General features: G+C 70.4%; 1 protein-coding gene. It reads right to left on the bottom strand.

Annotated elements, in window-relative coordinates:
• Positions 1-861, bottom strand: an 861-nt coding sequence (locus tag R1101_RS0124500; protein ID WP_016935765.1) for a M24 family metallopeptidase, incomplete at its 3' end; no start/stop codon positions are given.
• Positions 862-911: the final 50 nt, after the last annotated feature.

Genomic DNA, 911 nt, shown 5'->3' on the forward strand with positions numbered 1-911 from the left:
GGCCTCGGCGATCACCGTGCGCGCGGCGGCGTCCACCGCGGAGCATTCGACACCGGGTGCGAGCGCCTCACGTCCGGCCTGCTGTGCCCGCAGGACCAGCTCGTACAGGTCGCGCTGCCAGTCCGCGGCCCGGCCGAGCACGTAGGTGCGCGTCATGTCGGAGTGGTAACCCCCGATCCGGGCACCGAAGTCGAGTTTGACGAAGTCGCCCTCCGCGAGGACCGCGGAGGTGGGCCGGTGGTGGGGTACGGCGGAGTTCGCGCCTGCGGCGACGATCGTCTCGAAGGAGATCCCGTCGGCGCCGTGCCCGAACATGCGCCATTCGAGGTCACGCGCCACCTCCTTCTCGGTACGCCCCGGGCGCAGCCCGCCCGCCGCGAGGAGATCCGCCAATGCGCGGTCGGCCGCGCCGCACGCGTCGCGCAGCAGGCCGATCTCGTGTTCGTCCTTGACGGCGCGCAGCTGCTCGACGAGTCCCGGAGTGGGGACGAAGCGGACTGGGACGTCGAGCTCGTCCCACCGGGCCCTCTCGTCGACGGTGACCATGTGGCTCTCGAATCCCCAACGCGCAGCATCGGTTCCGAACTCGGTGATGAGCCGGGCGGCCGACGACCGGGCGATCACGGCGCGCAGATCGGGGACCTGCTCCTCCACCTGCGTGACGTAGCGGCCGTCGGTGCAGACGACGGTGCGGGTCTCGTCCGCATCGTCCACCGTGGAGACGATCAGCGCCGCGTTGGAACCCGTGAAACCCGTGAGATATCGGATATCGGTCAGACCGGTCACCAGCAGCGCGTCGAGATCGCGGTCGGCGAGCAGCGCACGCAGCGCTCGGCGACGGGAAGCGTGGTCGGCAGACATATCGCTCAACCTACCGCGACGGCAGCTGTGGGACGGGACACACTGTCGGC

The sequence above is a fragment of the Rhodococcus sp. R1101 genome (genome assembly GCF_000278445.1).
Classification (GTDB): Bacteria; Actinomycetota; Actinomycetes; order Mycobacteriales; family Mycobacteriaceae; genus Rhodococcus; species Rhodococcus gordoniae.